The sequence below is a fragment of the Campylobacter concisus genome (assembly GCF_015230035.1).
Lineage (GTDB): Bacteria > Campylobacterota > Campylobacteria > Campylobacterales > Campylobacteraceae > Campylobacter_A > Campylobacter_A concisus_BK.
On record NZ_JAAKZD010000001.1, the window covers coordinates 219,374 to 245,759 of the forward strand.

Genomic DNA, 26,386 nt, shown 5'->3' on the forward strand with positions numbered 1-26,386 from the left:
CTCTACCTCTTTAGCCTATAAACTTTTGCCGCCCCATCAAGTATGACTGGCTCAAAGACCTTAGGATCGTATCTTTCAAGCACGAAAAGCTGGATGTAGGCGCTATTTAAAATGCTCTCATCAAGGATGATAAATCTACCATAATCCCTCATAAAAATGACAGAAATGTTTGAACTTTCATTATTTTTATACTCTTTTACATTTAGCTTGCCAGCCTCGTTGTAGTCGGTCTCTATGAAAGATCTTAGTGGTAAGACTTTGCCATCATAGATCAAATTTGTGACATCACTTGTTAGAGTAAATCCACCACTTAGCCTAATGCCCTTTTCGCTTTGTGAGATCGCTCTTGTGGTTATGAAAAGTCCGTTGTTTAAATTTTTGCCACTTTTTAGATCGATCTTGCTAAACTGCAAAATGGTCGGGAAGATGCTAAGCATCCTATCTGGCAGGTAATAATATATCTCTCTGCTCTTTGCTGGCAGGCTAAAATTTGCCTCTTTTATCTCACTAAAAAACTGATCAACGCTTAAATTTCTATCTTTTAAAATTTGAGCCAAGTTACCATTAAAGTGCTCTTTGAAATTTCGCTCAGTGTATTCTACATCGAGCCTTGCCATATTTGCCGAGCTCATCTCGTCGCTTCCAAGCGCAAAACTCACGGCAAAATTTTCACGTCCAAGGTGCTTTCCGCCGTCAATTAGCGTCTTAACATCGCTGTAATATCTAATCGGATATCCATAGTCCCACCACGCAACCACGTAGTCCTCGCGTCCTGCGATGCCTTTTAGCTTATTTAAAATTTCAACCTCTTTATTTACAAAGACTGGCTCAGCCTTGTAGCCATAGATGTGAATGAGCGCTGGAGCAAGCACAAGAGCTGCTATGAAGGCTCTTATGAGATTTAAAACGGCTCCTTTTAGCTTTAAATTTGCAAGTACAAACTCCACTAAGTAGCCAAAGCCAAGCGCCATGATAGGCACGGCGTAAATGGTAAATCTAAGGCCGCTTTTAAATGCTAAAAAGCCAAGTGCGAGCATGCCAAGCGAGACGGCAAATGAGCGGTGCTTGTAGCAAAATAGCGCAACACCTGCAAGTGAGATCAAAAATGTGATGACATTTGCGCTGATCCTCTCGCAAAATAGCGTAAAATCAACGACGCTTGACTCTTGGATGGTTTGATTGACATTAAAAAAGTGAAAGCTCATGCCGCCAACTTCAGGTGCATCTCTAAAGACGTAAAATTTAAGCTGAAAGATTATCGGATTTAGCCCGCCACGGATGACAAAAATGACAAAGATAATTGCCAAAATACCAAGAGCAAATTTTAAATTTATCACCTCTTTTTTAAAGAGACAAAGTGCATAAATAGCGATGACAGCGATAAATTTAAGCGTTAGATCAAGGTTTGAGATAGCAAGTAAAAGCAGTGAAATTTCAAAGTAAAAAAGTGGATTTTTCCTATCAAAAATGAGCGTGTAAAGTAAAAATAGCCCAGTTAAAATGCTAATAAGCGAAAACGCACTCATATACCACCACATATAGATAAGCACACTTAAAGGGGCGATTATAAGGCTCTTTGCGTCCTTTTTCTCAAGCACTCTAACAAGCCCCCAAACGACAAAGACGCTAAGAGTGATGATGAGCATGTCAGTGTCGTAGTAACCAGCCATCGTGCGGTTGTAGTAGCTATTTGCGATCACAGCAAGAAGTGCAGCGATGAAGCCAGCCATTTTTACTTTGTATTCATTTGCGATCAAGATAACAGGCACAGCCACAAGCGACGAGAAAAATACACTCATATAAATCATCGCCGTCTCAAGCTTGACGCCTAGAAATTTCACGATCCAGTAGGTAAGCGTCGAGAGCGGATAGCCATAGTAGCTAAGGTCGTTTTCTTGGTGAAAGCCAGCTAGCATATCCCTTGCCCCTTCGGCAAATGCGTAGCCGTCGTTTGTGCTGATCATCAGCTCGTTGTTCCAGAAAAAGACTGGATACTCACTCGCCCAAAAGACCCAGTAAAGCCTGCAAACCATGCCAAAGATGACTGCGGCAAATATCATAAGGTATAAAGAGTAATTTTTAAAAAATAAATTTCTATTCATTAGGATTTTCCAAAAAATTTATAAGCTTGCTCGCTATGTTTTCACTATCAAAAAATTTAGCCCGATTATACGCAACATTTTCAAAATTTTGCCTTATTTCACGCTCGTTAAGCACCTTTATCATCGCCTCTTTCATCGCATTTTCGTCATCAACAGGCACTAAGATGCCAAACTCACTCTCGCCCAAAAGCTCCTTTGCGCCGCTCTTGTGCTCAGTTGAGATGATAGTTTTTTCGCACGCTAGTGCTTCAAGCAAGACGTTTGAAAAGCCCTCAAAACGCGAAGCACAAAGCAAGCACGAAGCGTTTTTTATATGCCTAAAAGGATTTTTATCAGTGCCAAGAAGCTTTACTCGATCACCCACGCCAAATTTATCTATCAAATTTTGTAGCTCGTCTTTTAAAGGCCCTTTGCCAAGGATGCCAAGCGTGGCACGAGGGTCGTTAATTAAAGCTATTATTTTTATTAGCATGGCTTGATTTTTACCGCTATCAAGGCGGCCTATGTTTATGAAAAATGGCTTAAAGTCGCCCTCAAGCGGCTCATCTTTTAGCAAATTTATAGTTTTTAGATCAAGGGCGTTATAAAGCACTTTTGTTTTGTCCTCGCTCATGCCAAAATTTCGCACCAGATCCTCTTTGTTGCCAGCTGCATTTGCGAGGATTAGATCAGCCTTTTTATAAAGATGAGTGAGTAAAAATTTATTAACTCGCCCGCTTAGATCGTTTTTATATAGGATCGACGGACAGCTTCGCTCGCTGATAACTAGCCTAGCCTTTAGCCCTAAAATTCTAGCAACCCCAGCGATATAGCAAGGGCGGTTCATAAGCACAAACTGCGTGTCAATGCCCAAAATTTGACAGAGCTTTTTATATTTAAAGGCAAGCAACGGCATCGCTAAAAAGAGCCTTGCAAGCTTCTTTAGTCCGCTCTCGTAAGGATCGCTATTTTCTATAAAATGGATCTGCACCTCACTTGGGATCTCGTAAGCAATGACCTTGCTCATTAAGATGAGATGAACTTCATAATGTTTAACCAAAAATGGCAGTAAATTTGCCACATTTCGCTCAGCCCCACCAGGCCCCATCGAGTATAAAAAAACGGCTAATTTTTTCACTTGCTAACAACCTTTTTTATAAATTCTCGCCACTGTTTGATGATATTTTCTTTGCTAAATAAATTTGCACTTTCACTGGCGTTTTTTGCTAGTTTTTGCCTTAAATTTTCATCTTTTAAAAGCATTTCAAGCTTATTTTTTAGATCATTTGCGTCGCCATTTTTAAAGATAAGCCCGTCTATGCCGTCATTTATAAGCTCTCTTGCGCCCACGGTGTCGCTACTTAGCCTAGCGCAGCTAAAAGCGCCTGATTCGATTAGCACATTTGAAAGCCCCTCGCTTCTTGAGCAAAGAGTGAAAATTTTTGCCTCGCTATAAAGCTTGCTAACATCGCTCATGTGACCTAAAAATTTGACATTAAGCCCTAAAATTGACGCCATTTGCTTTAGTTGCACTTCCTGCCTGCCACTACCTGCGATCTTTATCTCCCAGCCATCAAGCAAGTTCTTATCCACCTTGCTAAGTGCCTCAAAATAGATATCATAGCCCTTGACCGCCTCCAGCCTTGCCACACTTAAGATGACATTTTGCTTTTCGCAATTTTCAGGCACGTCGATAAAAAGTGGATTGTGGATGACCTCGCGATTTTTGGCAAATTTATAGTAGTTGTAGTCGCTTTTACTTAGCACGCTTAGGCCATCTACAAAACGGTAGCTAATATCACGCATAGCGCTTGCGATTTTGCTTTTTAGGTAGCTGTGCTCGTGATGCTCGGTTGCTATTAGTTTGCTCTTTAGCCCAGCATTTGCCAGCACGCAAGCGACGTTTGTCCAGTCGATAAAGCTCATTATCAGATCAGCCCTTTGCTCTTTAAAAAGCGCTCTAAGAGCGAGGATTTTTTTAAATTTTAAAGCGAGCCCTGAGCCAGTGACGCTAAGGTTTATGATATTTATCTTTTCACTAAATTTATAAAGCCCAAGGTCCTCTTCAAGAAGAGCGATAGTGATCTCATTGTCCTTACTAAGCTCGTTTGCAAGCACGTTTAGCACGCGCTCAGCTCCGCCGTTTCTAAGTGCGGCTATGACAAAAAGAATTTTCACTTCACACCTCCAAGCTTTAAAAGCTCTAGCCATTTTTTATAAATTTGCTCCACACTAAACTCATCAAGCCTAGCTCTTGCGTTTTTGACAAATTCGCCCATTTTTGCCTCATCTTGCAGCAAATTTGCAAGCTTTTTACTCATATCATCAACGTCATTTATCTCGCAAAGCAAGCCATCAAAGCCATCTTTTATAAGCTCTTTTGCCCCGCTAGTCCTTGTCGCAACCCGCACGCAGTCGTAGTTTATCGCCTCTATCAAGGTGTTTCCAAGGCCCTCGAAATTTGAGCAAGAGAGCAGCACCTTTGCCCTTTTATAAAGCGAGGCGATGTCGCTTACATTGCCTAAAAACTCCACCTCTGCGCCCAAGCTTTTGGCTAAATTTTCTAAATTTGCTCTCTCGCCACCATCTCCAGCGACAGCGAATTTATAGCCGCTTTGCTTTAAGTTTGCAGCCACTCTTACAAACATTTCGCAGTTTTTTATCTTATTTAGCCTGCCAACAAAGATGATTAAATTTTCTTTAACAAAGCTCTCACTGCGCACCTTTTCAAAGAGTGGGTTGTAAATTTTCATCACATTTTTGCAAAATTTAGAGTAGTAGCCAAGATCCTCGTCGCTTAAGACGCTAAGTGCGTTTGCAAATGGATAGCTAAGGCGTCTTAGCACCTTAAAAATGGCTCTTTTTGGCGCAAGGTAGTTTGTGTGCTCGCTTATGATTATAGGCGTTTTTAGCCCTGCTGAGCTAAAGAGCACCAAGGTATTTACGGCGTCTAAAAATGATATAACAGCATCAAATTTGCCCTCTCTTATGAGCGCTCTTAAAGCAAACACCTTTAAAACTCTCTTTTTTAAATTTCCAATCAAGCCAAGCTCATCAGCCCCAACGCCTAAATTTATGAGCTTCACGCCACTTGCTAGCTCATAAAATGGCTCATCTTTGTCAAATTTAACAAGGCTTACATCGTGATCCATGCTAAATCTTGATGCGATCACCGCGCAAACTCGCTCCGCACCGCCACTTCTAAGCGTTGATGTGACAAATAATACCCTCATATGCCAAACCTTTGTTTTATCTTCACTCTAAGCTTTGAAAGTGCCGGTAAAAAGCCACTTGGTAGCGGGCTAAGCAACAAAAATATAAGCGCCTCTTTGCTAAATTTAATACTAAGACTTTTAAAGATACACCTTAGCATCAACTCATATTCGCCTGCTATTTTGGCGTAGTAAGCGGCATTTTTATACTGCATAGCTAGAAATTTTGGCTCATTTTTTATAGCGATGTCGTAGTGTAAATTTGCTGTTTTGATGTAAGCGTTTGCCACATTTAGCGCGTGCTTGCTGGCATTTAGCGTCGCACTATCGCTTCTTGCGATGCGGTAGATGTAAAGTGGCTTTTTAAGATAGAAGACATTTTTTTCAAAAAAGCGGATATAAAGCTCATTTTCGCCGCCAAAACTGCTCTCATCAAATCTAAAGCCGTCTATAAATTCACGCGAAAAAAGCTTAAAATACTCGCCATTTATCCGCCCGCAGTGATAATCAACCTTGCTCATAGCCCCACTCTTGTTATATGGGCTTCTACCAGCCACGACATCGGTCATCACGCCATCTTTTTCGCAGATCGCGTCTGCAAAAACGCACGAATACTCGCCACTTTTTAAAATTTCATAGCACTGGGCAATCGCCTCTGGCAAAAGCTCGTCGTCATCGTCAAGCAAGCAGACAAACTCGCCTGTTGTGTTGTCAAAGCCGTTATTTTTGTTGCCATTTGGGCTCTTTTTGTGAGTGGTGTTTTTTACAAATTTGATCCTTGCGTCGTTAAAACTCTTGCAAATTTCACTCGCACTCTCGTCATCGCCGTCATCGGTCACAACTATTTCTAAATTTTTATAGCTTTGAGCTAGAGCGCTTTTTATGGCCTTTTTTAAAAGCTCTGGACGCTTATAAGTCGCGGTTACTATGCTAATTAATGGCTCGCTCATTTAGCCCCTTTTAAAAATTCTCTCATAGCCTTGAAGCTTTTCAAGTCGTGAGAAAAATATAAATTTAATTGTTTTTATGTAGGCCTTTAAATTTGCGCTGTATCCCCTCTCAAGGCGCTCGTCCTCGATGTTTGAGCCACTTAGATCAGTTGGGTGTGCAAAAAGGTCACAAAAATACATCTGCATATCATTAACGCCTAGCAAATAGTCCCAAACATCGGTCGTGCAAAGCGCACGTTTATGAATTTCTAGCAAATTTCTAGCACTTTTTTTAGTTAGCACATAAGCCCCTGCTCTATAAATGCTTGAAAATGAATGCTTTGAGACCTGCCAAAGTGGCTTACTTAGGCTAACATCCACCTTTTTGCCAAAGGCGCTAAACCTGCCCTCTAGCCCATCTTGCATGCCACATATCAGCACGCTGTTTTCAGGCATCTTGCTAGCTGCCAAAAAGGCCTCTTTTATGGCACTGTCATCTCCGATCACGTCATCTTCAAAGATGAGGGCAAATTTGGCTTCACTCGCCAAAAATGCCTCGTAGGCTTTTACGTGTGAGAGCGAGCAACCAACCTCAGCTGGGCTTAAAACCTTGCCGTAAGCTTTAAATGACGGCGAAATGATCTTGTAGTACTCCCTAGCGTTTAGCTCCCTGCCATCGACTGCGTCTATTAGCTTAAAGCTATCATAAGAGCCAAATTTCTGCTGCAAAAGCTCGCGCCTTTTGGTATCTTTTGCCAAAGAGATCAGATAAATTTCATTCATTTAAGACCTTTTAAATTTTTTTAAAATTTTACGCCAGACTATGCCTCGCTCGTAAGCATTAAAAAACAAAAAATATCCCAAAACATAAGCTGCGCTGGCGTATATCGCAGCAAAGATAGCAAATTTTAGCCAGTTATCTAAGCTTACAAAGTCCTTGCAGGCAAACATCACAAGCACGCAGAGCGCAAAAACGGCTAAATTTTTAAAATAAACCCCGTAAAATGTGGTGAGTTTTACCTCTAAATTTAAAGCAGCGTTTATGAGGTCAAAGCCAAGAATTCTTATGCTATAAAAAATGGCTGCGACGATGACGATGCCATAAACGCCGTAGTCACTAAATTTGAGCAGGGCGATCTGCGCTATGATCGTGCTAACGCCAAGGATGGTGTTGGCAATGGCTGGGCGGCGAAGCTTGTTTGTCGCGCTATCAAGGTTAAAAAGCGAAAAAACAAAGCTGATAAATACGATAGGCACTAGCGTGATCATCGAGACATTGTAGATAAATTTAACCTCATCTGCGCTTTTAAAAGGTAGCCAAAGCGTGTAAAAATCAAGCCCAAAAACGACGAAAAATGCGGCCGGAGCGCTCATCACAAAGGCGATCACCTTCATTGAAAATTTAGCCTCTTTTATGAGGTCCGTGATCAAATTTTTAGAGTAAAGCTCGACAAATTTTGGCGCAAAGATACCGCTAAGCTGCGCTACAAAGCTCTCAAGTATGATAGGGGCGGCCTTGGCGACTGAAAGAAGGCCAGTGGCGTTTGCACTTACGAAAATGTTGCAGATAAATAGGTCCATACCTGTTAAAAGTATGCGGTTTAGCGCATTAAAGCTGTTCCAAATGCCAGAGCTTAGAAGCTCTTTGATCTTAGAAAAGTCAAATTTACTAAGGCTAAAATTTAGCTCCGGCGTGATGCGAGCTGACATAAAAATGGTGCTAAAAAAGACAAAAAGGCTAGCAACTAGCGCTGAGATGGCGATATATGAAATGAACGGCTTAAAAAAGAAAAAGAGTGCCACGATGAGAGCTGCTAGGATCGCGCTTGAGATGGCGTTTCTAATGGAGAGTAGATAGAGCTTGTTTGTCACAAAAGCACAAACCGTCAAAACGCCGTTAAATAGTCCAACGCAGAAATTTATAAAGTAAAAAACAAGGGTCATTCTCACGTCAAAGAGTAAATTTTCAGGGACGTTTAAAAAGCTTTGCAAATTTAGTATGAAAACAGAGCTAAGCACCACGACAACGGCACAAAAGAAGATATTTACAACAAGGACTGATGAGTAGTAGGTGTTTGCAAGACTTAGGTCTTTTTTGTGCCACGCATGAGCGACAAAGCGCCCACTTACCGAGTTTATGGCTACACTTACGACCGCTGCGTAGCTAACGATGGCGTTGCTAAGACCCACAAAGCCAAATGCCTCATTACCAAGGCTTTTTAAGATAAATGGTGTAAGAAAGAAATTTATGCCCATTGATACGACAAAAACGACGATTGAGCTTATTAGATTGATTAGCATTAGACTTTTAACCTTTGAAATTTAGCCCAAAAGCTAAATTTGAAAAGAAAAAAACATAAATTTTAGCCGCCAAGCCAGATGGCATGGCAGCTAAGTAAATCTTAAATTTAACGCTCACTTACAGCCTAGCGTCAGCCTCTGGGTAGATATTTTTTATATCATAAACCAAGTGGCCTTTTAGGTTGAGCTTTTTAAATTCATTGTGAGCTACGGCGATCACGATGCAGTCGTAGTCGTCTAGGTTATACTCTTTTACTAGATCAAAGCCATACTCGTGTTTTACCTCAGCGCTATCAGCCCAAGGATCAGTCACATCGACCTTGCAGCCAAAGTCTTTTAGCTCATCAACCACGTCTATAACGCGAGAATTTCTTATATCTGGGCAGTTTTCTTTAAATGTCATACCAAGAACAAGCACGCGCGCTTTGTTGATAAGCACACCCTTTCTTATCATTAGTTTTATCACTTGATCGGCTGCATATCTGCCCATATCATCGTTGATGCGGCGACCTGCTAGGATCATTTCAGGGTTGTAGCCAACCTCTTGAGCTTTGTGAGTTAGATAGTATGGATCTACGCCGATGCAGTGACCGCCAACTAGACCTGGACGGAAATTTAAGAAATTCCACTTCGTACCAGCAGCCTCAAGCACGTCGATAGTGTTGATGTGAAGCTTTTCAAAGAGCATCGCAAGCTCGTTTATAAAGGCGATGTTGATGTCGCGCTGAGTATTTTCGATGACCTTTGCAGCCTCTGCTACTTTGATGCTTGAAGCTTTGTGAGTGCCAGCTGTGATGATAGAACGATAAATTTCATCGACCTTATCAGCGATCTCTGGAGTTGAGCCACTTGTGATCTTTTTGATCTTTGTAACAGTGTGCTCTTTATCACCTGGGTTTATGCGCTCTGGAGAGTAGCCGCAGAAGAAGTCTTTGTTAAATTTAAGCCCACTCTTTTCAAGAAGTGGCACGCAAATTTCTTCTGTAACGCCTGGATAAACGGTGCTTTCATAGACAACGATGTCGCCTTTTTTAAGCACTTTTGCCACGCTCTCAGTCGCTTTTACCACTGGAGTTAGATCAGGGCGTTTGTTCTTATCTATCGGAGTTGGGACGGTTACGATGAAAAAGTTGCAACTTCTGATGTCATCTAAATTTAGACTAAATTTCATGCCATTATCGATCGCTTTTTTCATCTGCTCGTTGCTAAGTTCAAGCGTTCTATCATAGCCACTTTTAAGCTCTTCTATACGTTTTGCATTTACGTCAAAGCCTACTACTTCGTACTTCTCGCTAAAAGCTGCTGCTAGTGGAAGTCCCACATATCCAAGTCCTACTACTGCTATTTTCATTTCTCTTTCCTTTTTAAAATTTTTGGTTTTATTATTTCTACACGTTCATAAATTCTTATCTCTGCGCCCACGCCTTGTGGGGTTACGATCTTAATAGGGCTAATGCCAGGCAAAATTTGAGTAAATTCATAATAAATTTGCCTCTTTTTATTTTTGCCATTGCAAGGCTTAAGCGGCTCATCATCTGCGCTAAATTCGTAATAAACCCCGCTTTTATCCTCTTTTTTATCTAAGCCTCCGCCCTCTAGCATAGCAAATTCGCAATCCGTTTGCACCTCTTTAAAAAATGCAACTTCATATTTAAAATAATCATTCGGCATCTTTGAGATAGGTAGCTCAAAAACCTGCTCTTGCATCTTTGCTTCACTTTTGCCTGCCGCATCGCTAGCAAAAAGCGCAAAAGGCAATAAACAAGCTATGAGAGATAAAATTTGCTTCACGCTTTGACGCCTATCTGAAAATACTTAAATCCATGCTCAGCTAAAGTTTTAGCGTTATACTGGTTGCGTCCGTCAAATATGACAGCGTTTTTTAGCCTCTCTTTGATCTCCATAAAATCAGGTGATCTAAACTCGCTCCACTCTGTCACAAGCACCATTGCATCGGCGTTATCAAGAGCATCATATTTATTTTTAGCATATTTTACATCTAAATTTGGCATATATTTTTTAGCTTCTTCGCTCGCTTTTGGATCGTAAGCGACCACTTTTGCGCCAGCCTCGTCTAAAAGCTTTATCAAAGTTAGCGAGCTAGCCTCTCTCATATCATCGGTATTTGGCTTAAACGCAAGCCCCCAAAGTGCGATCGTCTTGCCCTTTAGATCGCCGCCAAAGAAGTTATAAATTTTATCAAATAGCACTCTTTTTTGAGCCTTATTTCTTGACTCGACCGCGTTTAAAAGCTCTGGTTCAAAGCCATTTTGTCTAGCTGTGTAGATGAGTGCCTCGACGTCCTTTGGAAAGCAGCTACCGCCATATCCGCAGCCTGGATAGATAAAGCTATATCCGATCCTTGAGTCGCTGCCGATGCCTTTTCTTACTAAATTTACATCAGCGCCCACGCGTTCGCAGATATTTGCTATCTCGTTTATAAAGCTTATTTTGGTTGCTAACATCGAATTTGCAGCGTATTTTGTCATCTCGGCTGATTTTACGTCCATGCAAATGAGCCTATCGTGATTTTTCATAAATGGCTCGTAAAGCTCTCTCATCACGCTAAAGCCCCACTCGCTGCTAGCTCCGATAACTACGCGATCTGGCTTTAAAAAGTCCTCAACAGCCGCGCCCTCTTTTAAAAACTCTGGATTTGAGACGACTTCAAATTTAACCTCTACATTTCTCTTTTTAAGCTCAGCCTCGATCACCTCATGCACCTTAGCTCCAGTGCCCACTGGAACGGTTGATTTATCGACTACGATTAGCGGTTTGCTTAAATTTTCTCCGATTGACTTGGCAACTGAAAGCACATATTTTAAATCCGCCTGTCCATCAGCGCCCATAGGTGTGCCAACTGCGATAAATAGCACATCTGCATGCTCTAGCGCCTCAGTTATCTGCGTGCTAAATTTAAGCGAGCCATTTTTATAGCACTCACTCACGATATCAGCAAGCCCTGGCTCATATATAGGCACGACGCCATTTTTTAGCGCTTCGATCTTTTTGCTATCAACATCGACGCAGATCACGCTGTTGCCCATCTTAGCAAAACATGCACCACTCACTAGTCCAACATATCCGGTTCCGATTACTGCTATTTTCATGCTTTCCCCTAAATTCTCTTTTCCCACTCAAGGGCAGTTTTTATGATGAGCGCTAGATCGTCTCTTTTTGGCTTCCAGCTTGTTAGCGAGCGCAGTTTGCTTGCGTTTGAGATAAGGATAGCTGGGTCGCCATCCCTTCTTGGCGCATTTAGCACTTTAAAATTTACTCCACTTACTTTTTTTGCGGTCTCGATGACCTCTTTTACGCTAAATCCCATGCCATATCCCACGTTAAAAGTTTCACTTCCATTTTGGCCGATATACTCCAGTGCGCTTATGTGGGCGTCTGCTAGGTCGCTAACGTGGATATAGTCTCTAACGCATGTGCCATCTTTTGTCACGTAGTCATCGCCAAAGATACCCATGCTCTCGCGCTTGCCAAGGGCAGTTTGAACGGCCACCTTGATAAGGTGCGTAGCGTTTGGATAGTTTTGACCGATAAGCCCCTCCTCGTCTGCACCTGCTACGTTAAAGTAGCGCAAAATCGCAAATTTGAAATTTTCATTTGAAGCGGCGTAGTCTTTGATGATCTGCTCGCTCATTAGCTTGCTTCTGCCGTATGGATTTATCGGATTTGTAGGCGTTGTTTCGCTCACCTCCGCCACATCTGGCTCGCCATAAACCGCGGCAGTTGAGCTAAATATAAATTTATTTACATTGTAAGTTTTTGCGTATCTTAGCACTCTTGCGACATTTGCGGTGTTGTTTAGATAGTATTTTAGCGGTTCGCTCATGCTCTCAAAAACCTCGATAAACGCTGCAAAATGGATGATCGCATCAAATTTGCCATTTGCAAAAATTTCGCTTAGATCATCCTCTAAATTTGCATTTATAAATTTGAAATTTCCTATCTTTTGGAGTGCCTCAAGTGCTTTTTGTGAGCCCTTGCAGAGATTGTCGATGATGGTTATCTCATCTTTGCCTTGCTTTAAAAGTGCTTTTACTACGTGGCTGCCGATGTATCCAGCTCCACCTGTTACTAAAATTTTCAAGTTTAAGCCTTTCATTAAAAGTGTGTAATTTTATCAAAAATAGAGTAAAGCAAAAGTAAAGCAAGGCTTGCTTATTAGAATTTTAATAGGCTTTTTAAATCTAATGTTATATGTAATATCTTCTAATCAAAATGGCTTCAAACTAGATAAATCTTATTTATACACTTTATTTGCGAATAGCTTCATAAAAAGCATCATGTTTATTAAAAACAAAACTAAAAGTTGTAATAAATTCATCTTGTAACCACGTTTTTATAATAGTTTTATCCTTACCATCCATTATACTCAAATAATACACTGTGGCAAAAGTTGTAAGCTGATTTACACACGTAAAAAGTGCTGATGCATTATGTGCTAGATAAGCAGGCACATCAGAAATATTTAAAGCATACTTGTTATACAACATACGTCCATAAGCATCATCGAATGAATTAGGTATTTTTGACGTAGTAAAGACCTTATATATTACATAGGCGGCCTCCAATGTTTTATCGGCTGCAAAACCAAGATTGCCATTGGTTAAAGCCGAAACAAGGATATTGGTAGCTATTATTTCAGCATCATCAACAATTTCTATATTTACACGCCATCTCTTGAAAAAATTATATACATCAATTGTTGTTTTAAATTGTTTTCTATCTCCTTTCATAAGTATGGCTGCTGCGAATCTTGAAACTTCTCTCTTGCTAAGTGACAGGTTATAAAATTTATCTAGATATCCTCCAAAAATCTCTAGTGCTACTGGCATTCTTATATCTTGAGTATTTGTTTTATCCTTAAAAACTTCAGATATCATATTTATCCTTTATTTAATTAATTTCTAATAATCTCTATAGAGATATTATTCACAGATGATTGTAAAAGTATTTTAATGCAATTAAACTTATAGGAAACTTTTCTATAGGGAATAAAAATGCTAAATTTGCCACAAATTGTTTCAAAAGAAGAAGAGGAAGAATTTCTAAAAAATGTGGCAAATAACGTAAAAAGAATAAGACAAGAAAAAGGCTTTAGTCAACTTGAAACTGCACTTAGTATAGGGCAAGCCTCAAATGGTTTTTATGCAAATATGGAAAATTTTACAGACAATAAGCGCTTTAATATACTTCATCTTCTTAAGCTCTCAAAACTATTTAATTGTGATATTGCTGATTTTTTTAAGCAAATGTAAATTGCTCTTTAAAATAGACTTACAATCTATTTTAAATTTAATCTTTATAATCCTTCATCTACAAAAAAGGATAAAAATGAATGTCTCAATATTAAATTTACTGCCTATCAAACAAGGCGGTGACGCAAAAGAAGCCATAGACTCGGCCGTTAGACTAGCTATTTTTGCCGAGGATATCGGCATAAATCGCTACTGGGTCGCAGAGCATCACAACATGAGAAATTTAGCAAGCTCAGCCACACAGCTCATCATCGCGCACATCTTAGAGCATACAAAAAGCCTGCGTGTGGGCTCTGGCGGCGTGATGCTACCAAATCACAGCCCCTACTCTATCGCCGAGCAGTACGCCACTCTTGAGACGATATTTCCTAACCGCGTAGATCTTGGGCTAGGCAGAGCTCCAGGGACCGACCAAGAGACGGCTGCAGTGCTTAGGCGCGGTGCAAGAGAGGTTGAATTTAACATGCAGATAAACGAGCTAATGGACTATTTTAACGCCAAAAGAGCCGTGAAAGCCTATCCAAAAGTAGACAAAATTCCACCCATCTACATACTTGGCTCAAGCATATATAGCGCATACGTGGCCGCTGAGTTTGGCCTACCTTACGCCTTTGCGTCGCACTTTGCACCACGTGCGCTAGAAAAAGCAGTAGAAATTTATCGTCAGAATTTCAAGCCCTCTTCGTTTCTTTCTGCCCCTTATGTCATCGCAGGAGCAAACGTGATAATAGCCCAAGGTGACGAGCTAGCAAAGAGTTTGGCAACTACGCAAACACAGTTTTTCTTAAACGTAGTAACTGGCGAAAAAGAGTATTTGCAGCCACCAAAAAAGGATAACGACGAGGTCTTTGCTGTATCTTGCAAAACAGGCGCCAAAGCTCCACATTTTGGGCCGATCGACTTTAGGCAAATAGAGCTAAAAAATAGAGAAAGAAGCGTCACAGAAGAGATGATGGCGTGCTCTTTCATAGGCTCAAAACAAAGCGTTAAAGAGCAAATTTTAGAGTTTCAAAATAGACTTGAAGTCGATGAGATCATGGCTCAAAGCTTTATTTTTGATGAGGAGGCGCAGCTTAGCTCTTTTAGGGCGTTAAAAGAGATCGCGGATGAAATTTAATCCTCTCTAACCCTTAAAAATATAGGAAATCTTGGCTTGCCATAAGACGATAAATTTTGAAATTTATATGTGATGATAGAGCCTATCTTTGGGGGATTTGTGCGTTGCTCGTCGCTTAGTCCTGAGCCTATTTTAAAGATAGTGCCCTCTTTTGGCTCGCCAGCTTTTTCTTTATCATCTTTGCCGCCAAGCGCCTTGCAAGTAAGCGAGCCAGCAAGATTTGCGTATTTGCCGCTGCCTTTATTTATGGAGACCACTTCGCACTCAGCGTCTTTAAATTTCTTAAATTTGAGCGCATTTTTGCTTCGTTTTCGCTCGTAGGGCACATTTGGCTCACGCACGACTGCTCCCTCGCCACCTTTTGCGATAATGTCCTTTGTAAATTTTAAAAACTGGGCGTTATCACGCATCTTTATCTGTTTTACGATGATTAAATTGTCATTTGGCTCATTTTTTAGAAATTTAGCCAAAACTTCAAGTCTATCAAGCAAGCCGCCACTTGCCTCTGACACGTCAAAAACGTGAAATTTAAGCCTGCTCCACGCCCTTTCATCTGGCAGCTTATCCATCACGGTCGCTTGGATTTCTTCAAATTTAAGCCCCTTTGCATAAAGCTCGCCATCGAGTGCAAATTTTGGGAAATTTTTAGTAAAACTTAGTGGTGCATTTAGCTTTTTGCCCTGCCTTGAGAGTAAAATTTCTCCGTCCCAGTAGGCACGCACGCCATCAAGCTTCTCACTAGCTAGCCAGCCTGAGACGTTTTGACCTTTAAATTCGCTAAGGCGCAACAGTTCAAGAGAAAATGCAAAATTTAAAAGCACCAAAAGTGCAAAAATTATTCTAATCAAGCCTTGCACTTGCAAAAACAATAGTCCATATGATCGTCCACCACGCCCACACTTTGCAAAAAAGGCATAGGTGCTAACAGAGCCTAGAAATTTAAACCCTCGCTTTTTTAGCTCCTTTGCCACAAAGTCAGACATCGGCGTGGTTGCCGGCACTTGCTTGATATTTTGATAGTGATTGATGATCTGTTTGCCGTCAAATTTTGGGTCGAATTTCTTTAGCAAATGTCCCCACAAATAGTCATAAAAGCTACCAAATTCTTGCGTTACCGATAAAAATGCAAGGGCGTTTGTGGCAAGCGATTTTAGTTTTAGTCTATTGCGTATCAGCCCTTCGTTTTGCATAAATTTAGCTATCTCGGCCTCGCCGTAAAGCTTGATTTTTTCAGGGTCAAAGCTGTCAAACGCCGCTCTCATGGCCTCCCTTTTTTGAAGCACTCCATGCCACGAAAGTCCCGCTTGAAAGCCCTCTAAAACTATCATCTCAAAAAATTTTCTATCATCTTTTATGACTTTGCCCCACTCATTATCGTGATAGGCTATGTCAAGCTCGCCCTTGGCCCACTCGCAACGTCTCATTTATATCTTTATCCAGTAAAACTCGCTATACCACTCGACAAATTTAGCCACGCCGTCGTTTACTTTTGTATTTGGCTTGTAGTCAAAATCAGCCACAAGGTCGCTCACGTCCGCGAAGGTCGCTGGTACGTCGCCTGCTTGAAGTGGGAGAAAATTTTTCTTGATCTCGCGGCCGATCTTTATCTCAACTGCTTTGATGTAGTCCATGAGCTCAACTGGGCTGTTGTTGCCGATATTATAGACCTTAAACGGCGCTTTTGAAGTGGCAGGGTCTGGGTGTTTTGCATCCCAAGCTGGATTTGGCTTAGCTGGGTTGTCGATGCACTTGATGATGCCCTTTACGATGTCGTCTACGTAGGTAAAGTCGCGCTTCATCTTGCCGTAGTTAAAGACATCGATGCTCTTATTTTTAAGTGCGGCATCAACAAACAAAAATAGCGCCATATCAGGGCGTCCCCATGGTCCATAAACCGTAAAAAAGCGAAGTCCAGTCGTTGGCACGTTAAATAGGTGGCTGTAAGTGTGCGCCATCATCTCGTTGCTCTTTTTGGTCGCTGCGTAGAGGCTTATAGGGTGATTGACCCCCTCGTGCGTAGAAAATGGCATGTTTTCATTTAGGCCATAAACCGAGCTAGAGCTTGCATAGACTAAATTTTTGATCTCATTGTGGCGGCAGCACTCAAGGATGTTCATAAAGCCTGTGATGTTGCTATCTATGTAGGCTTTTGGATTTATGAGCGAGTAGCGAACGCCAGCTTGTGCGGCTAAATTTACCACTACGTCAAATTTCTCTTTAGCAAAAAGCTCTTTCATCGTCTTTTCATCAGCGAGGTCTGCTTTTATAAATTTTAAATTTGGATGCGTTTTTGAGGTGATGAGCTTGCCGTAGTCTATCTCGCTCACGTCAAAGCCAGCCGTTTTTAGGCGTGCAAGCTTTAAATTTACGTCGTAATAGTCATTTATCACGTCATATCCAACGACCTCATCCCCACGAGCCACAAGGGCATTTGCAAGGTGAAATCCTATAAATCCAGCTGTTCCAGTTACTAAAATTTTCATATTTTTCCTTTCATTTTGACTTATTCGTCGTCTAAATTTATCTCAGGCACTTTCTCTTCAAAAAGTGTCTTGTTTTTTGGCTCTTTTGGCTTTAGATCGCTTGCTTTTTTAAGCAGACCGCCCAGCATATCGCGGTTTAGCTCCTCTTTGCTAATCGGCCTTACATCATTAAATTCGCTAAATTCCAAAGCCTCTTTATCTACCTTTATCTCGTAGTCTAACTTGCCAGAAATTCTTGCTAGCTCGTCACTTATCGCAGAGCAAAAGACCTCGCTATATCCTCTGTGAGCGCAGCTTTTGGCTAGAAATTCGCTCATCACGTTTAGGTGATTTATGTAGTCATCTTGCAAGATATTTGCCTGCAAAAGCTCAAATTTCAAAAATAGCCAGTAGGTGTTAAGCACGTCGCTTTCGCAGTATTCGTTTATCTTATCAAGCTCACCTGCGTAGTATAGCTCAAGCACCTGATCGCCGTGCACGTCGTATTTGCCAGGTAAATTTAAGCTAGCGCAAAGCGTATCGAGCTTTAGCCCTCTCACACTTCCAAAATCGCTTATAAAATCAAGCAGATCAAGGTGAAATTTAGGCGAATACCTTGCTCTATAATTTTCCCATTTGTTTTTGTTTAGCTCTTTATTTTCACTCTCGTAATATGCCGCTGCGTTTAGGTTGTAGCGCATCGCACGCACCATAAGCATTGGCAGGTCAAATCCACGGCCATTAAAGCTAACAAGCCTTGGGTTATAATCATTTATAAATTTTAAAAATTTAGCGATGATCTCGCGCTCGTTCTTGCCCTCCATAGTGCTAACTTTTAAAAATTTGCCGTACTCATCGGCCATCACCGCAGAGATCGCCACAACTCTATGAAACATCACAGGCAAAAACTCACTCCCGCTGGCCTCTTTTTGCAAGGCCATCGCCTGCACGCTCACATCTTCGTCGCTTCCATCGATGCCGTAAATTTTTCTTATCAAATTTGCATCAGGTATCGTCTCGCAGTCAAAGACGCAGATGTAACTTTTCGCCATTTTAGCCCTTTTTTAAGCATTTTTTTTTAAAATCATACCAAAAATTTATATTTAAAGTAGCCAATGCAAGATAAAAATCAACTAAAAATAGCCATTGTAAAGCTTTCGGCACTTGGGGACATCGTCCATGCAGCCATCGTGCTTCAGTTTATCAAAAAGCACTACCCAAATGCTCACATCACATGGCTCGTTGATGCCCGTTTTGCAAGCCTTTTAAAAGACCATCCCCTAATCGACGAACTAGTCGTTTTGCCGCTTAAAGAGAGCTTTAAAAAGAGCTACAAGATCATAAAAACACTTGGCAAATTTGACAAGATCATCGACCTGCAAGGACTTTTCAAATCAGCCGTCGTCGCAAAACTACTTGGCAAAGAAATTTATGGCTTTAGTAGAGAGAGCGTCAAGGAAAAGATCGCAGCCAGGCTTTATAGGCATAAATTTAAGATCGACTACAATAAAAATATCATAGTTAGAAACCTAAGTCTTGTTGGATACGCCTTAAATTTTAGCTTTGACAAAAGTGAAATTTTAAAAAAATCGCCCTGCTTTGAAATTTGCAAAAAATTTAAAAATGAAAGCGGCAAAAAACGCGTTTTAATCGCTGCCTTTGCAAGCGAAGAGAGCAAAATTTATGACAAATTTAAAGATGTGATCAGACTGATTGATGGATGCGAAATTTACCTTTGCTACGGGAGTGAGAGCGAAAAAACAAGGGCTGAGGCGATCATTTCAGGCACCAAAGCAAAACTGCTTGAAAAACTAAGCATAAAAGATATGATAGATTTTATCGCGAGCTGCGATCTGGTAATCGGCAACGATAGCGGTCTAACGCACCTTGCATGGGCTGTAAATAGGCCTTCTATCACGCTTTTTGGTAACCGACCAAGCCACCGCAATGCCTACGTCACGGACAAAAATCTTGTCGTTGATATGGGCAAGGAGATAGATGCTAGAAGTATCGATAAAAACGACTTTTGCATAAGAGAAATTTACCCTGAAACGGTTGCAAATTTCGCAAAAAGGCTGCTAAATGGATAGGCTCTATCTAGCTGGCTTTTATACCTTGAAATTTCTTATATTTATATTGCCAAGCTCGCTTCAAAACCTGCTTGCTAAATTTTTAGCATTTGCGTTTATGAAGCTTAAAAAAAAGAGATTTCACATCGTGATGACAAATTTAAACCTCGCTTTTGGTGAGACAAAAACCAAAGAAGAGAAGCTAGAAATCGCCAAAAAATGCTACTACAACTTTGCAAAATATCTTGGTATAAATTTCATCCTCAATCAAAACACGACAAAACAAAAGATACTTGAACAAGTTGTTTTTAAAAATGAGCACTTTTTGCTTGATGCGATGAAGTCTGGTCGGCCTATCATCGTCACAACGGCGCATTTTGGGCAGTGGGAGATATTTGGCCTAGCTGTCGCGGCTCGCTTTGGAGCTTCTTCAGCGCTTGGCAGAAAGCTTGATAGTAGCGTCATGGATAAAATTTTAAGAGCCAACAGAGCGCAGTTTGATGTGGAGCTAATCGACAAAGATGGCGGCGCAAAAGATATCTTAAAAGCGCTGAAAGCTAGGCGAATAGTAGGAATTTTAGTCGATCAAAACACCGCGCCAAAAGATGGCATAAAGGTGCAGTTTTTTGGCAAAGATGTGCTTCACACGCCAGCAGCAAGCGTGCTAGCGCAAAAGACAAATGCCCTTATCATAAACGCATTTATCTACCAAAAAGGTGAAAATTTAAATGAAATTTGCTTTGAAGAGCCAATAGATATAAGCACGTTTGACAAAGAAGATGCCGTGCAAAAAGCGACGCAAATGCAGTGCAGTGCGTGCGAAGAGATGGTTAGGGCAAGGCCTGAGGAGTACTTTTGGTTTCACCAAAGGTTTAAGAGATTTTACGAAAATGAGTATAAATGCTAAGCGTTGTCATTTTGACTTTTAACAGCGAAAAGTACCTAAAAGAGGTGTTAGAGAGCGCTAAATTTGCTGATGAGATCATCGTGGTTGATAGCGGTTCAAAAGATGGCACAAGGCAAATTTGTGATGGCTTTGGCAATGTGAAATTTCACGAGCAAGCTTGGCTTGGATTTGGCGCGCAAAAGCAAAAGGGCGTGGATCTAGCCAAAAACGAGTGGGTCTTTGTGCTTGATAGCGACGAGGTGATTACAGAAGAGCTTAAAAATGAGATCATTAGCACGCTAAAAGAGCCTAAATTTAGCGCTTACAACGTAGCTAGGCTAAATTTCTTTTTTGGCAAAGCGATAAAAAATATGGGGCTATATCCAGACTACACGGTGAGACTTTTTAATAAAAATTTTGCCAAATTTGATGGCAGAGCTGTGCATGAAAAGGTCGTTTTAAATAACGGCTCACAAAGGCTTGGCGCGCTTAAAAATCACTTCTTGCACTACGCGTATGAGAGTATCGAGCAGTTTATCGCCAAGCAAAATCGCTACTCAAGCATGGGCGCAAAAAGAAATTTACTAAAGGCGCTTACAAGCCCAGCTTGGACATTTTTTAAGCTTTACGTGCTAAAAGGCGGCTTTAAAGAGGGCTTTACGGGCTATGTCATCGCTAGGCTTTACGCCCAGTACACATTTTGGAAATATATAAAATGAAAATACTTGTGATTAAATTTAGAAACATCGGCGACGTACTTTTGACAACGCCGCTCATTGAAAATTTGCACCACTACTACCCAGACGCGACCATCGACTTTGCCCTAAACAAAGGGACAGAAGCGATGATAGAAGGCAATCCTTACATAAATAAAATCCACATTTACGATAGACAAAGTGCAAATTCTGGCTTTTTTAAAAAGCTAATGACCGAGCTAAAATTTATAAGAGCGATCAAAAAAGAGAAATACGATATGGCGGTGCAAACGACCACTGGAGACCGCGGCGTCATCATCTCAAAGTACGCCAAGATCAAAAAGATAGTTGGCTTTTTAGGCAAACATAAGGCGATAAACAAGCTTTTAAGCGTAAAGGCAAAATACTACGAAAATTTCTCTCACACGGTTGATCTAAATTTAAACGCGCTAAGGGCTTTAGGTTTTGAACCGGTGAGCAAAAAAGTGACCGTCTTTTCAGATGAGAGCGTGGAGCATCTAAATTTACCAAAACGCTTTGTGCATGTGCATCTAACAAGCCGCTGGATGTTTAAATGTGCAAACGACGAGAGCATGGCAGAGCTTATAGACTACTGCGAAAACGAGCTAAATGTAAAGGTCGTGCTAACAAGCGACAACAAAGAAAATGAGCTAAATAAGCTTGCAAGCGTGCTAAAAATTTGCAAAAGTGAGCCTATAAATTTAGGTGGCAAGCTAAGCCTAAAACAAACGATCGCCCTCTCAAAGCGCTCAAGTCTCTTTATCGGCGTCGATACTGCTATCATGCATATAGCCGCAGCAAACGATGTGCCAGTGATCGCCTTTTTTGGCCCGAGTAACGCTTTTGAATGGGGACCTTGGGATAATAGCTTGATGCAAAATGGCTACACAGCGCAAAATGGCATCCAAAGCATGGGCAAGCACACCGTCTATCAAAAGGACTGGGACTTTGTGCCTTGCGATAAAGAGGGCATAAAAGAGCACGGTATTGAGAAGACTTTAATGGATTTTAGCGACAAGATGCCACAAATAAAAGCAAAAATCAAGCAAAATTTAGGACTATAGCGATGAATATACTTCACACAGAGACGCTTTTTAACTGGGGTGGGCAACAAAATAAGATCATGAATGAGATGCGTCATATGCGTGAGCTAGGACACGGCACAACGCTATTTTGCAACCCAAATTCTGAAATTTCAAAACGCGCTCGAGAAGAAAATTTTAAAGTTATCGAATGTGAGATGAATAAGAAAAATTTTCATAAAACAGTGCCTATATTTTGCAAAATTTTGTGGCAAGAAAATATAGATGTAGTCATATCAAATGGCTCCACAGACAGCTGGGTAGCAGCTATATCAAAAATTTTTACTAGAAAAAAAGGTGTTAAATTTATACGCGAAAGACACAATGAGTTCCCAATAAAAGGCTCTTTGAGTAAATTTTTACACACCACACTTTTTGATAAGATTATAAGCGTAAGCCCAAATGTGACAGAAATTTTGCAAAAAATAGGAGTAAAAAATGAAAAGATATTTTTTATCCCGACTTTTGTGGATTGCGATGCGCTAAACGCAGTGAGATCAACATTTAAAGAAGAATTTAACATCCCAAAACAAGCGATAACAGTAGGTATGTTTTCCTCGCTAAGCCGCCAAAAAGGGGTCTTTGAATTTGCAAATGCACTAAAAATTCTCATACAAGAAAATAGCGATATATATGGCATTTTTGGTGGAAATATCAACAAAAACACAAAAGAGCAAATTTTAAGCATATTTGATGATGATATGCGAGAAAAATTAGTCTTTACTGACTTTAGAAGTGATATAGCAAACGTGGTAAAAGGTATAGATTATTACGCGTTTCCTTCTCACACAGAGGGCCTTCCTACCGCTTTACTAGAAGCTATGGCTCTATCTCGCCCAATAGTCGCTTTTGATATTGCACCTATGAATAACTTGCTTGCAAATAATAGGGGTCAATGTGCTAAATTTTTAGACGCGCAAGATATGGCGAAGAAAATAAATGCGTACATACAAGATGACGATCTAGCCAAACAATGCGCAGAAAACGCCAGCATCTTTGTCAAAGAGAATTACGACACACAAATTCTAAAAAGATATATCAAGAGATTATTGGAGAGCCTATGAATAGTCCAGTCTGCATACTAACAGTTCACCACTGCAACAATAACAAAAACGACTTTGCCATAAGCCCGGAACTTTTAAAAAAGGCACTTCGCATGGCACTTGACGAGGGTTATAAATTTATAAATTATGGCCAGTTTAAAGATATCGTTGCTGGCAGAGCAAAGACTCACAAAAAGAGCATTTTACTAACTTTTGATGATGGATATTTTGATAATTACAAATTTGCTTTTCCTATCTTAAAAGAGCTAAATATCCCAGCCGTTTGTTTTTTGATAACAGATAAGATCAAGGACTTTAAAAGGCAGGATTATGATTTTTCATTTAAAATGCACAAAGATATTGACTACGATAAAGATATAGAGTATTTTTTAAATTTAGATGAGATCAGGCAGATGCAAGAGAGCGGGCTCTTTGAGTTTGATAGTCACACAGTGAGCCACTTTTCTTGCAGAAGTGACGATGAGACAAGGTTAAGAGAGGAGTTTTCCAGCTCGCTTGCTAAGATAAAAGAGCTATTTCCAGAAAAAAAAGAATTTGGATTTTGCTTTCCAAAAGGGCATTTTAACGAGCTTTCGCAAAGGATAGTAAGAGAGTATTATGATTTTGCTTTTAGCGTGATAGATGGTGGATATTGCGTGAGAGATGATAAATTTAAGATAAGACGTATAGATATCTCTAGCAGCTCAAAAAACGATGATGACTATGTTTTTAGGGTTAAAAAGAAGCTTTTTATCTATTCAACGCCAATAATAGGAAATTTATATTCAAATTTTAGGAATAGAGGCTATAAATAATGCTAGAAGCGTTAAATTCAGCTTGCGAAGAGATATTAAAAGAAAAAAAACGGGTGCTTATCACCCTTACCGGACTTCACGGCAGTGGCAAAAGCACGCTTGGTAAAGAGCTAAGACGCAAAGGCTTTGGTGACTTTAAACCATATCAGATCGCCGTCATAGACGATGGTGTGATGAGTGTAAATCTCTTTTTTATCCGCCCAAGGGTAAAAATTAAGTGTGATCAAAGAGACGAGCTAAGGCCTTTTTTTAAATTTATCATGCCATTTGTAAAGGTTGTGATCTATGCAAGCGCCAACCCTCTTACACGCATCAGCAAATGCGATATACTCTGTATTTTAAGCATGGACGAAAAAGAGAGAATCGCTGGAATTTACAAAAGAAACTCCAGCAAAGATCCAGACAACACTCAAAAACATATAGATAAAAAAGAGCTTGATCTAGTAGGCCTTGAATATAAAATTAAATTAGAATTTAAATCACCAATAAAACGAAATATTTAAACACAAGTAATTCCCTATATCTTACGAAAAGAATCTAACAAAGAACGAGAAAATTTTTACTAAATAGCTTATAGCCCACTAGGACCTTATCGCCGCATAGATCGATCCTAAAAAGTCATTTTGGTAGATAAACATAGTCTTTTTAAGCCATTTTTCATCACGTTTTGTCACTATTCGTTTTATCTCCTCTAAATTACCATCGGCCTTGTTTATGCCGCGTTTCGTTGTGAAAAATGCCTTGTAACCATGCTTTTTAGCGGCATTTAGATACTCGTCACTATATTTGCCTCTTGGCCAGCAAAGTGCGTCATCTTCAAAGCCAAAATTTTTCTTCATAAACTCACGGCAAAGACCAAATTCTTCATCCAAGCTAAGCTGTCCAAAATATCCATCAAAATGCCCGTGCGTATGCGAATGAAAATAAAAGCAGTCCTTCATCTTCTCGATCTGCTCTAAATTTAATATCACATCTTGCGGCCTACTTGGAGCAAGCCTTTTGCACTCGTTGTGATCGACGTTTAAAAAGCTAGCAGGCCTCATCTCGTGTGCCTTTTGCGCTGCCTCTATCCAGCCAGTTATTATAAATATATTTGCTTTTAGCCCAAATTCTTTCACGATAGGATAGGCATAGATGTAGTTGTCCATCCAGCCATCGTCAAATGTTATGCAAACGCTCTTTTTAGGCACCTCAAGCTCACCCTTTTTGTATGCGATAAATTCATTTATACTTAACGTTTTATAGCCATTTTCGGCTAGAAATTTCATGTGCGATCTAAACTCATCCACGCTACTAGCGATAAAACCGCTCTTTTCAAGCACGTGGTGATACATCAAAACTGGTACGCTCATTTTACAAGCTCCATATATAAATTTTGTGTGTTTTTTATCATTTTTTCGATGCTAAATGTCTCTTTGACGTACTCTCTGCCAAACTCGCCCATCTGCTTTCTTAAATTTTCATCCAAAATGAGCCTTTCAAGCACTTTTTTTAACTCCTCTTTGTTTCCATTTTCAAATAAAAATCCGCTTTTGCCATCGCTCACAGCCTCGCCAAGGCCGCCCACATCGCTTCCGATGGTAGTTAGCTTGCACGAAGATGCCTCGAGTAGCGCTCCACCGATAGCCTCCATGTCTGAAGGTAGCACGCAGATATCAAGCGAGCCCAAAAAGTCGCTCACGTCGGTTCTGTTGCCAAGCATGAAGATATTTTTCTTATCTTTTATATACTCGTGTAAATTTTTATTTTGGGGACCGTCGCCCACGATAAAAAGGGCTGATTTTTCTAAATTTAGCTCGCTAAATGCATCGATTAAGAGCTTATGATTTTTAGCAGCTCTTAGCACTGCAACAATGCAAACGCCCACTACATCGCCACTTAGGCCAAATTCTTTTTTCATATTTATCTTAAATTCTGGCGTGTATTTTTGTGTGTCTATGCCTGTGTAGATTTTTAGCACCTTCTCTTTTTTCACACCTCTTTTGATAAGATCAGCGCAAACTGAGTTGCAAACGCCAACCACTTTGGTGCTTAGGTTGTAAGGTATGGGAGAGCTTATAGGCAGCTGCAAATGTCTAGTGCGAACCACGCTAACGCCACAAATTTTGCCCACGATAGCGCCTATAGTGCCGTCTTTGCCTGAGTGAGTTGAGATGATTTTTATATTATTTTGTTTTACAAATTTGCAAATTTTTAAAATTTCAAAGATATTAAAAGATTTTTTAAGGTTAAACTCGACAAATTCGCACTCTATCTGCTTTTCAAGGCTTTTTGAGCCAGGATTTAACCCATAAAAAACCTTAAATTTGCTCTTATCTAGTCCGTTTATCACACGCTGCGTGCGATGCTCCTGCCCGCCAAATCCTAAAGAGCTTTCAAGCTCAAGTATATTTATCATTT

26 protein-coding genes and 1 pseudogene are annotated in these 26,386 nt (G+C 40.4%); 9 read left to right on the top strand and 18 right to left on the bottom strand.

Going from position 1 to position 26,386, the window contains the following annotated elements; translation table 11 throughout:
- Nucleotides 1-2: 2 nt before the first annotated feature.
- From G6W41_RS01065 to G6W41_RS01120, 12 genes are all read right to left on the bottom strand, one after another.
- Nucleotides 3-2,102, bottom strand: coding sequence for an STT3 domain-containing protein (locus tag G6W41_RS01065; RefSeq protein WP_194170335.1), 2,100 nt, complete (start codon nt 2,100-2,102; stop codon nt 3-5).
- Nucleotides 2,095-3,219, bottom strand: coding sequence for an N-acetylgalactosamine-N,N'-diacetylbacillosaminyl-diphospho-undecaprenol 4-alpha-N-acetylgalactosaminyltransferase (pglJ, locus tag G6W41_RS01070; protein ID WP_009294686.1), 1,125 nt, complete (start codon nt 3,217-3,219; stop codon nt 2,095-2,097). Before pglJ ends, G6W41_RS01065 begins: the two co-directional genes overlap by 8 nt.
- Nucleotides 3,216-4,259, bottom strand: coding sequence for a glycosyltransferase (locus G6W41_RS10345; protein ID WP_194170336.1), 1,044 nt, complete (start codon nt 4,257-4,259; stop codon nt 3,216-3,218). The genes pglJ and G6W41_RS10345 overlap by 4 nt, the downstream gene beginning before the upstream one ends.
- Entirely contained in the window at nt 4,256-5,314 is a 1,059-nt protein-coding gene (locus tag G6W41_RS01080) for a glycosyltransferase (protein WP_194170337.1), read from the bottom strand. The genes G6W41_RS10345 and G6W41_RS01080 overlap by 4 nt, the downstream gene beginning before the upstream one ends.
- Complete coding sequence (locus G6W41_RS01085) at nt 5,311-6,243, bottom strand: glycosyltransferase family 2 protein (RefSeq protein ID WP_194170338.1); 933 nt, start codon at nt 6,241-6,243, stop codon at nt 5,311-5,313. The genes G6W41_RS01080 and G6W41_RS01085 overlap by 4 nt, the downstream gene beginning before the upstream one ends.
- The gene (locus tag G6W41_RS01090; RefSeq protein WP_194170339.1) at nt 6,244-7,005 is read right to left on the bottom strand and encodes a glycosyltransferase family 25 protein; all 762 of its coding nucleotides are present in this window, start codon (nt 7,003-7,005) and stop codon (nt 6,244-6,246) included. It abuts the gene before it with no gap.
- Nucleotides 7,006-8,523, bottom strand: coding sequence for an MATE family efflux transporter (locus G6W41_RS01095; RefSeq protein ID WP_194170340.1), 1,518 nt, complete (start codon nt 8,521-8,523; stop codon nt 7,006-7,008).
- Between the two features lie 118 nt (nt 8,524-8,641).
- The gene (locus G6W41_RS01100; protein ID WP_002939912.1) at nt 8,642-9,874 is read right to left on the bottom strand and encodes a nucleotide sugar dehydrogenase; all 1,233 of its coding nucleotides are present in this window, start codon (nt 9,872-9,874) and stop codon (nt 8,642-8,644) included.
- Nucleotides 9,871-10,314 carry an ecotin gene (locus G6W41_RS01105; protein ID WP_194170341.1) on the bottom strand — a complete coding sequence of 148 codons (444 nt, stop codon included), beginning with the start codon at nt 10,312-10,314 and terminating at the stop codon, nt 9,871-9,873. Before G6W41_RS01105 ends, G6W41_RS01100 begins: the two co-directional genes overlap by 4 nt.
- A complete protein-coding gene (locus tag G6W41_RS01110; protein WP_194170342.1) occupies nt 10,311-11,633 on the bottom strand; it encodes a UDP-glucose dehydrogenase family protein in 1,323 nt (440 codons plus the stop codon). The genes G6W41_RS01105 and G6W41_RS01110 overlap by 4 nt, the downstream gene beginning before the upstream one ends.
- Before the next feature lie 8 nt (nt 11,634-11,641).
- Complete coding sequence (gene galE / locus G6W41_RS01115) at nt 11,642-12,625, bottom strand: UDP-glucose 4-epimerase GalE (RefSeq protein WP_194170343.1); 984 nt, start codon at nt 12,623-12,625, stop codon at nt 11,642-11,644.
- 166 nt (nt 12,626-12,791) lie between these two features.
- A complete protein-coding gene (locus tag G6W41_RS01120; protein ID WP_194170344.1) occupies nt 12,792-13,421 on the bottom strand; it encodes a hypothetical protein in 630 nt (209 codons plus the stop codon).
- A 117-nt stretch (nt 13,422-13,538) separates the two neighbouring features.
- Between G6W41_RS01120 and G6W41_RS01125 the strand changes: the two genes are divergently transcribed.
- A complete protein-coding gene (locus tag G6W41_RS01125; RefSeq protein ID WP_194170345.1) occupies nt 13,539-13,796 on the top strand; it encodes a helix-turn-helix domain-containing protein in 258 nt (85 codons plus the stop codon).
- A 76-nt stretch (nt 13,797-13,872) separates the two neighbouring features.
- On the top strand, nt 13,873-14,913 hold the full coding sequence (locus G6W41_RS01130) for an LLM class flavin-dependent oxidoreductase (RefSeq protein WP_194170346.1): 1,041 nt from the start codon (nt 13,873-13,875) through the stop codon (nt 14,911-14,913).
- Here G6W41_RS01130 and G6W41_RS01135 read toward each other — a convergent pair.
- The 4 genes and pseudogenes from G6W41_RS01135 to G6W41_RS01150 all read right to left on the bottom strand — a co-directional run bounded on the left by G6W41_RS01135 (nt 14,910) and on the right by G6W41_RS01150 (nt 18,427).
- Nucleotides 14,910-15,758 (bottom strand): DNA ligase, encoded by an 849-nt coding sequence (locus tag G6W41_RS01135; RefSeq protein ID WP_194170366.1) that lies wholly within the window; start codon nt 15,756-15,758, stop codon nt 14,910-14,912. The two genes, G6W41_RS01130 and G6W41_RS01135, sit on opposite strands and share 4 nt — an antisense overlap.
- A pseudogene (locus tag G6W41_RS01140) lies at nt 15,758-16,337 on the bottom strand (DNA-3-methyladenine glycosylase I). Before G6W41_RS01140 ends, G6W41_RS01135 begins: the two are co-directional and overlap by 1 nt.
- On the bottom strand, nt 16,338-17,396 hold the full coding sequence (locus tag G6W41_RS01145) for an NAD-dependent epimerase (RefSeq protein ID WP_194170347.1): 1,059 nt from the start codon (nt 17,394-17,396) through the stop codon (nt 16,338-16,340). It abuts the pseudogene before it with no gap.
- A gap of 20 nt (nt 17,397-17,416) precedes the next feature.
- Nucleotides 17,417-18,427, bottom strand: a complete 1,011-nt coding sequence (locus G6W41_RS01150) for a 3'-5' exonuclease (RefSeq protein WP_194170348.1) — start codon at nt 18,425-18,427, stop codon at nt 17,417-17,419.
- A 63-nt stretch (nt 18,428-18,490) separates the two neighbouring features.
- Here G6W41_RS01150 and waaC point away from each other — a divergent pair, with 63 nt between their 5' ends.
- From waaC to G6W41_RS01185, 7 genes are read left to right on the top strand one after another with little or no spacing between them, the layout of a single operon-like run.
- Nucleotides 18,491-19,465 (top strand): lipopolysaccharide heptosyltransferase I, encoded by a 975-nt coding sequence (gene waaC, locus G6W41_RS01155; protein ID WP_194170349.1) that lies wholly within the window; start codon nt 18,491-18,493, stop codon nt 19,463-19,465.
- Complete coding sequence (locus G6W41_RS01160) at nt 19,458-20,351, top strand: lipid A biosynthesis lauroyl acyltransferase (protein ID WP_194170350.1); 894 nt, start codon at nt 19,458-19,460, stop codon at nt 20,349-20,351. The genes waaC and G6W41_RS01160 overlap by 8 nt, the downstream gene beginning before the upstream one ends.
- Nucleotides 20,345-21,049: a glycosyltransferase family 2 protein gene (locus tag G6W41_RS01165; protein WP_194170351.1), complete on the top strand. Its 705-nt coding sequence runs from the start codon at nt 20,345-20,347 to the stop codon at nt 21,047-21,049. Before G6W41_RS01160 ends, G6W41_RS01165 begins: the two co-directional genes overlap by 7 nt.
- Nucleotides 21,046-22,110, top strand: coding sequence for a putative lipopolysaccharide heptosyltransferase III (gene rfaQ / locus G6W41_RS01170; protein ID WP_194170352.1), 1,065 nt, complete (start codon nt 21,046-21,048; stop codon nt 22,108-22,110). Before G6W41_RS01165 ends, rfaQ begins: the two co-directional genes overlap by 4 nt.
- A gap of 2 nt (nt 22,111-22,112) precedes the next feature.
- On the top strand, nt 22,113-23,192 hold the full coding sequence (locus tag G6W41_RS01175; protein ID WP_194170353.1) for a glycosyltransferase family 4 protein: 1,080 nt from the start codon (nt 22,113-22,115) through the stop codon (nt 23,190-23,192).
- Nucleotides 23,189-23,986, top strand: a complete 798-nt coding sequence (locus G6W41_RS01180) for a polysaccharide deacetylase family protein (protein ID WP_194170354.1) — start codon at nt 23,189-23,191, stop codon at nt 23,984-23,986. Before G6W41_RS01175 ends, G6W41_RS01180 begins: the two co-directional genes overlap by 4 nt.
- Nucleotides 23,986-24,489 (top strand): hypothetical protein, encoded by a 504-nt coding sequence (locus G6W41_RS01185; protein ID WP_194170355.1) that lies wholly within the window; start codon nt 23,986-23,988, stop codon nt 24,487-24,489. Before G6W41_RS01180 ends, G6W41_RS01185 begins: the two co-directional genes overlap by 1 nt.
- A gap of 78 nt (nt 24,490-24,567) precedes the next feature.
- Here the strand turns inward: G6W41_RS01185 and G6W41_RS01190 are convergent, their stop codons facing one another.
- Nucleotides 24,568-25,338: a polysaccharide deacetylase family protein gene (locus G6W41_RS01190; RefSeq protein WP_194170356.1), complete on the bottom strand. Its 771-nt coding sequence runs from the start codon at nt 25,336-25,338 to the stop codon at nt 24,568-24,570.
- Nucleotides 25,335-26,384, bottom strand: coding sequence for a glycosyltransferase (locus G6W41_RS01195; RefSeq protein ID WP_194170357.1), 1,050 nt, complete (start codon nt 26,382-26,384; stop codon nt 25,335-25,337). The genes G6W41_RS01190 and G6W41_RS01195 overlap by 4 nt, the downstream gene beginning before the upstream one ends.
- Nucleotides 26,385-26,386 lie beyond the last annotated feature (2 nt).